The organism is Sphingobium sp. B2D3A (assembly GCF_025961795.1).
Classification (GTDB): domain Bacteria; phylum Pseudomonadota; class Alphaproteobacteria; order Sphingomonadales; family Sphingomonadaceae; genus Sphingobium.
Genome location: NZ_JAOQOI010000001.1, coordinates 1,059,698 through 1,066,415 on the forward strand (window position 1 = coordinate 1,059,698; position 6,718 = coordinate 1,066,415).

A 6,718-nucleotide genomic window follows, 5' to 3' on the forward strand; every position below is an offset into this window, starting at 1 on the left:
TGAAGACACAGCTTGGAATACAGGGAGCCAATGACATGACCAACAAGAGCGAGACGCAGGCCCAGATGCAGGCAGAGATGCCGGCCCAGATGCAGGCAGAGCTTCCGGCAAACGCAGCCGTTCCGGCCGAGCAGGCCCAGGCTCTGGCCCAAGCTGCACCGGCCCAGGCCGCACCGGCTCCCTCCGCTCAGGCCGCCGCCGGTCATGCACCTGTGGCGCCCGCGGCCTCACACGCGACCCTTGCCGCGCACAGCGCCACGCTCAAGAAGGTGAAGGCCAGAACGCACAAGAAGGACGACGAGGACGACGCTGCCCAAAATGGCGACCAGAAGGATGCCGACGCCGCGCAGGCCGACGCAGACCAGCCCGAAAGCGCCGTGCAGGCCTCGGCCGCCGGTGGACAGGGTCATGTCGGTGAAGGCCAGTGGGCCGATCGCGTCTATGCCCAGGGTGCTGCGGGTGCCGGCGCTGGCGGCGGATCGGGCAGCTTCTTCTCCACGCCCGCCTTTTATGTGCTGGGCGCTGCCGGTGCGATCGGCGCCGGGTTCGCCATCTTCGGCGGCGGCAGCGATGAGGCGAGCATCGCTGCGCCCAAGCTCGCGCTGAAGACCGATACCGGCGCTTCGGCGACCGACTTCATCACCCAGGACGGCACGATCGACGTCACCGCCATCACCGGCACCAACGCCTGGGAATACTCCACCAATGGCGGCTCGACCTGGACGGCCGGCACCGGCACCAGCTTCACGCTGGCCGAGGGCAGCTACGCCGCCGGCGCTGTGCAGGTTCGCCAGAAGGACGCGACCAGTGGCAAGACCAGCGAGGCCGGCAAGATCGCCAACGCCATCACGGTCGACAAGACCGCCGCCGCCGCACCGGTCATCAACGCGGTCGCCGGTGACGATCTGGTCAACCAGGCCGAAACCCAGGCCCCGGTCAGCGTCTCGGGCACCGCCGAGGCCGGCACCAGCATCACGGTCACCTGGGGCACCACCACCAAGACGGTCACCACCGGCACGGACGGCACGTGGACCGCCACGTTCGCCGCCGCAGACCTCCCCGCCGATGGCAGCACCACCATCACCGCCAAGGCCACCGACGCCGCAGGAAACATCTCCGCAACAGGCTCACGACCGGTTACGATCGACAGCAGCAACTACATCACCGGCACGGTCGCTGCAGGCCCGGTGATCGCCGGCATCGAGATCAAGGCCTATAAGGCGGATGGTACGCTGCTCGGTTCTGTGGTCACGGATGCCAGTGGCGCGTTCCGCGTGGCGTTCAAGGGCTATACTGGCCTCGTGCTGGTCGCCGCAACGGACCCGACGACAAATGCGCAGGGCTATCTCAACGAAGCCACTGGCACTCAGGCCGATATCGATGTGATGCTCCGCGCCGTTGCCACGGTGACGGCGGGCCAAGATGTCGTGATCAACATCAGCCCGTTTACGGAAGTCGCCACGCGTCTCATGTCATCGGGGCTTGCCACCAGTGGCGCCACCAACCTTGCCAATCTCTCCGCGGATGTCGCGGCGAAGGCCAATGCGACCGTCGGAACCCTATTCACCGACAATGTCGACACGCCGTTGACCGCGCAACTGATGAAGCTGGTGATCGACAGCACGGGCGCCAACACTGCTGCCAACGCCAATGTCTATGGCGTCTATCTGGCCGCGCTTCAGGGCTGGGCGCACAGCGAAGGCCTCACGCTGGATCAGGCGATCCAGCAGATCGTCGATGCCATCACCACCACCGCCAACGGTGCCAACACGACGCTGGCCGATCTGGGACAGGCTCAGGGCCAGTTGCTCGCCGACATTCTGATCCAGGGTTTTCACGATGTCACCCAGGTCAATCCGGCCTTGGCCAATGCCTCGCTGCCGCAGGCCCAATTGCAGCAACTCGGCATGATCAACGACACGACCGGGCCGGCATTCAGCGGCGGCAGCACGGTCAGCGTGTCCGTCCTCGAAACGGCGGCTCCCGGTACGCTGCTCTACACCGCGACGGCCTCCGATCCCTCGGGTAAGACGAGCTATTCGATCGCCTGGGGCAGTGGTCCCGCGCCCTTTGCCGCCTATGATATCGCGGATTTCTTCACCATCGATCCGCAGACCGGCGTGATCAAGACCGTCCAGGCCCTCGATTATGAGGATCGCTCCAGCTGGTCGATTGAGGTCACGGCGACGGACTTCTGGGGCAATCAGAGCGTCCAGGCGGTCACCGTGAACGTCGGCAATGTCAACGAAGCGCCGGTTCTGGATAATCCGCTCGCCGATCAAGTCGCGACGGCCAATCAGCCGTTCAGCTACATCATCCCCAGCGACGCCTTTTACGATGTCGACGGCGATACACTCACCTACGCTGCGCAGCTTGTGGATGCGCAAGGCAATGTCTCGGCCCTGCCGAGCTGGCTGACGTTCAATGCGCAGACGGGCACCCTCAGCTCGACGGCCGTCCAGGCGCTGACCGACCCGATCACGATCCGCGTGACAGCGTCCGATGGCAGCCTCACCGCCACCGACGATTTTACCCTGTCGATCGCGAGCGCGCCGGTCGTCACGGAAATCGTCGCGAACAAGGCGGTTGCGATGGGAGCGAGCACCGTGACGTTCACGGTCACGCTCAGCGAGGGGGTCACTTATCCGTCGAGCCCTGTTCCCGAGGTTGTGCTGCGGTTCATTGCGACCAACACATATCTTGCGACAGCCACTTTGGACGGAGCCGCCACGGCCGCGTTGAACGACCCGACGAAGCTGGTGTTCACGGCTCAAGTGCCGGTGACGGACACCACAGAAGTGCGAATCCTGGCACTGAACTTCACAGACGTGACGGGTCTGGTGTCCGGCGAGCCGGTCTCTTCGGACTCAGGTCAGCTCGTGACCTACGGGGCGCTGCCGTTCGTTGTCGACAGCACGGCGCCTGCCCTGACCAGCGCGACGCTCACCGTGAACGAGAACGCCACTGCGGTGGGGACCCTCTCCGCCAGCGAAGCGGTGAGCTGGGCCCTGGCGCCGGGCGGCGATGCTGGCCTGTTCACGCTGAGTTCTTCAGGGGCGCTGAGCTTTACCGCGCCGCGCGATTACGAGACGCAGGCCCACAGCTACACCATCAACGTCAACATGACGGACTTGGCGGGCAACATGACGTCGCAGGCTGTCACGGTGAACCTGGCTAACGTCAATGAAGCGCCGGTCGTCGCGCATCCGCTCGCAGATCAGGCGACCGTGCAGGGGCAAGCGTTCAGCTACACCGTGCCATCCAACAGCTTCTCCGACGTGGATGCCGGCACGACCCTGACCTACACGGCTCAGCTGGTGGGCAGCGGCGGCGCCCTGTCGGCCTTGCCGTCCTGGCTGACCTTCAATGCGGCGACCCACACATTCTCCTCGACGTCCGCGCCGGCGCTCGCCAGCCCGATCACGGTGCGGGTGACCGCGTCCGACGGCAGCCTGTCGGTCTCGGACGACTTCACCGTCTCGCAGGCCTCGGTCCCGGTCTTCTCCACCAACCTGAATGGCGTCACCAATCTGGATGTGCGGTCCGACGTGGTCTTCAGCGCGAGCGAGAACATCGCACTAACGACGGTCGACGGCACGTACACGATCAAGCTGGTCAATGATGCCAACAGCGGATCGAAGACGGGCTATTCCGGCACGCTCGGGGAATCCATCGACAACACGCAGACGCTGGTCGTCACTGTCAGCGGCGGGGTGGCTTCCGCCAAGTGGAACGGCGTGACGGTGAACGTCAACGATGTCCTCTCCGTCTCTGGCAACAAGCTGATCATCGATTCGGTCTACGACCTCGATTTCTCGAACAATTACCATGTCGAGGTCGGCGCGGGACTGTTCATCGGGCAGACCTCTGGCCTTGGCAACGCGGCGGTGGCGAGCGGTGCGACCTTCGCGACCGTCACGCCCAACACCACCGGTTCGGGGGCAGCGCTGGTCTCGGGCGGAGCGGCCTCGCAGATCATGCATGCAGACGGCACGCTAGCCGCCAGCCATAAGTGGGTGGGGATCGATAACGTGGGCAACACGGCGGTTGCCTCGGCTACGTCCATCGGCAGCCTGTCTGCCGCGGGCTATGCGCTGGTGGTCAGTGACCGCGACGCCTCCGCTGACATCGGCACCTGGGACTTCTGGGTCCGGGCGACCGACTTCGGTGCCGACGATCTGGTGTATCTCGATAATCAGCAGAACGGCACTGTGGGCTGGGATTTGTCTACCACATCCTTTGCAAGTGGCGATTCGCCCAATGACAACGATACGCGCGTCGGCTTCGGCACTTACAACGTGACGGCGCCGTTCCCGAACAGCAGCCAGTCGTACATCGACCTCGATATTGGTGGTGAATGGCGTGAAACGCCTGACGCTGTTCAGACTTATTTCCAATCTGCGACACCGCTTTTCGTAGGCGGGTGAATATCCATCAGGGCCGGATGAGCATCCGGCCCTGAACAGTGGGAACTGTGGGATAATCGAAAGACGAAATATTCAATTTTACTTTCGTAGGGGGCAAAAATGGCCACGACTTCAAAATATATCATTATGAGCACTGCTGCCGATAATTCCAACATTATCGACTTCGGCCTGAATTACGGTACGCTTTCGCTGGACGGGCAGGAGATGCAGTTTCTCGGTTCGGCTCTGGTCGATGCCGTCTTCGTCCGACCGGGCGCGACTTATTCCCTCAGCATGGGTGCGGGCGCAGATCGCATATATTTTGAAGGGGCACTGGCCGACTATACGCTCACCAGATCTGGCGCGACGCTCACGCTGACGCGGACGGCTCAGGGCAAAGTGGAGACGGTCAGTCTCGCCGGCGCTAACTCCGCGACGACCCCTGATGTGCTGGTGTTCTCGGATGGCAGCGTGGCGGCCAATGCGGTGTACAATCATGTCTCGAAGGGCGACCCATTGCCGGTGCCGTCCGGCGAGACATCCGTCGCGCCGAGCGGACCGGCCGCGCCGGCGGCAGTCCTGTCCGCGACGGTCAAGGTCGTGTCTTTCGACGGGACCGGCGAGACGATTGCGCTGTCCAAACCGGGTATGAAATTTCAGGTGCTGGGCAATGCCGGCGTCGATGTTGTTTACGTCTCTGATGGTGCGACGGTCGATGCCTCGGCGCTCGGAAACAGCACCGATATTGTCTACATGCGTGGTCACTGGGCCGATTACACCAAAGTGGTCTCGGGCTCGAAGATGACCTTGACGCGGACCGTTGGCGGTCAGCTCGAAACAGTTGTCGTCTCGGCCGCCGGCAATGCGCTCAACGATCTCCTCGTCTTTGCTGACGGCGCCGTGCGCTCACAGGTTGCCGGCACGGCTGTGAAGGCGGACGCCAACGTCGCGATTGCGGCCATCTCCGGCTACGATGCAACGACGATCACGCCCGGTCTCAACGAGGCGCCGGTGCTTGCAGAGGCACTTGTGGATCAGATGACCGTCGAGGGGCAGGCGTTCACTTACAGCATCGCGGCCGGAAGTTTCACGGACCCGGATGGCGATACGCTGACCTACACGGCGCAGCTGGTCGATGCGCAGGGCAATCTCTCCGCATTGCCGTCCTGGCTGAGCTTCGATGGCGCGACCGGCACCTTCTCGTCCACGTCCGCGCCGGCACTGGCCAATCCGATCACCGTTCGCGTCACGGCCTCGGATGGGAGCCTGTCGGCATCCGACGACTTCACCATCGAAGCGCATCCTGTGCCGCTGCTTTCGACCAATGTCGATGGCGTGACCAACCTTGATGTGCGGTCCGACCTCGTCTTCACCTCGAGCGAGGACATCGCTCTGACCGCTGTCGACGGCGTTTATGAGATCAAGATCGTCAACGATGCCAACACGTCCGCTAAGGCGGGATATTCCGGCTCGTTGGGTGAAGCGATCGACAACACACAAACGTTGGTCGTCACCGTCGTCGACAGCGAGGTCTCGGCGACCTGGAACGGTGCGACCGTCGCCATTGCGGATGTCCTCACCATTTCGGGCGACAAGCTGATCATCAATCCCAAATATGATCTCGATTTCTCGAACAATTATCATGTCGAGATCGATGCGGGCCTGCTCGTTAGCGCGACCTCGGGTCTCGGCAATGCGGCCTTGCTCAGCGGCGCGACCTTCTCGACCGTCACGCCCAACACCAGCGGGACCGGAGCCGCGCTCGTTACCGGCGCTGCGGCTTCGCAGACCATGGTGGCGGACGGCTCTCTGACCGCAGGCCACAAATGGGTCGGCCTCGACGGTATTGGCAACACGGCGGTCTCGGCTGCCACGTCGATCGGTAGCCTTGCCGCGGATGGTTATGCGCTGATTGTGACGGACAGGGACGATTCGAGCGTGGTCGGTACCTGGGACTTCTGGGTCCGTGCGACCAATTTTGGCGCTGACGATCTCGTCTATCTGGACAACCAGCACAACGGAACGAGTGGGTGGGATCTCGCAAGCACCTCGTTCGGAAGCGGCGATGCCGCCAACCCGAATGACACGCGCGTCGACTTCGGCACCTACAGCGCAACTGCGCCATTCCCAAACAGTAGTCAGGCCTGGATCGATCTCGATATCGGTGGCGAGTGGCAAGATTCGCCGGCCGCTGCGCAGGCTTTCCTACAGTCACAAACAGCTCTTTTTGTAGGCGGTTAAATCATGACGGGCCAGATCGAAATCTGGCCCGCCTTAACGCGTTTCCTCGAGAACATTTTCTAGCAGAATTT

2 protein-coding genes are annotated in these 6,718 nt (G+C 63.0%); both read left to right on the forward strand.

Going from position 1 to position 6,718, the window contains the following annotated elements; genetic code table 11:
* Window positions 1–35: 35 nt before the first annotated feature.
* On the forward strand, window positions 36–4,427 hold the full coding sequence (locus tag M2337_RS04965; protein ID WP_264571912.1) for a putative Ig domain-containing protein: 4,392 nt from the start codon (window positions 36–38) through the stop codon (window positions 4,425–4,427).
* A gap of 99 nt (window positions 4,428–4,526) precedes the next feature.
* Window positions 4,527–6,647, forward strand: coding sequence for a putative Ig domain-containing protein (locus M2337_RS04970; RefSeq protein ID WP_264571913.1), 2,121 nt, complete (start codon window positions 4,527–4,529; stop codon window positions 6,645–6,647).
* Window positions 6,648–6,718 lie beyond the last annotated feature (71 nt).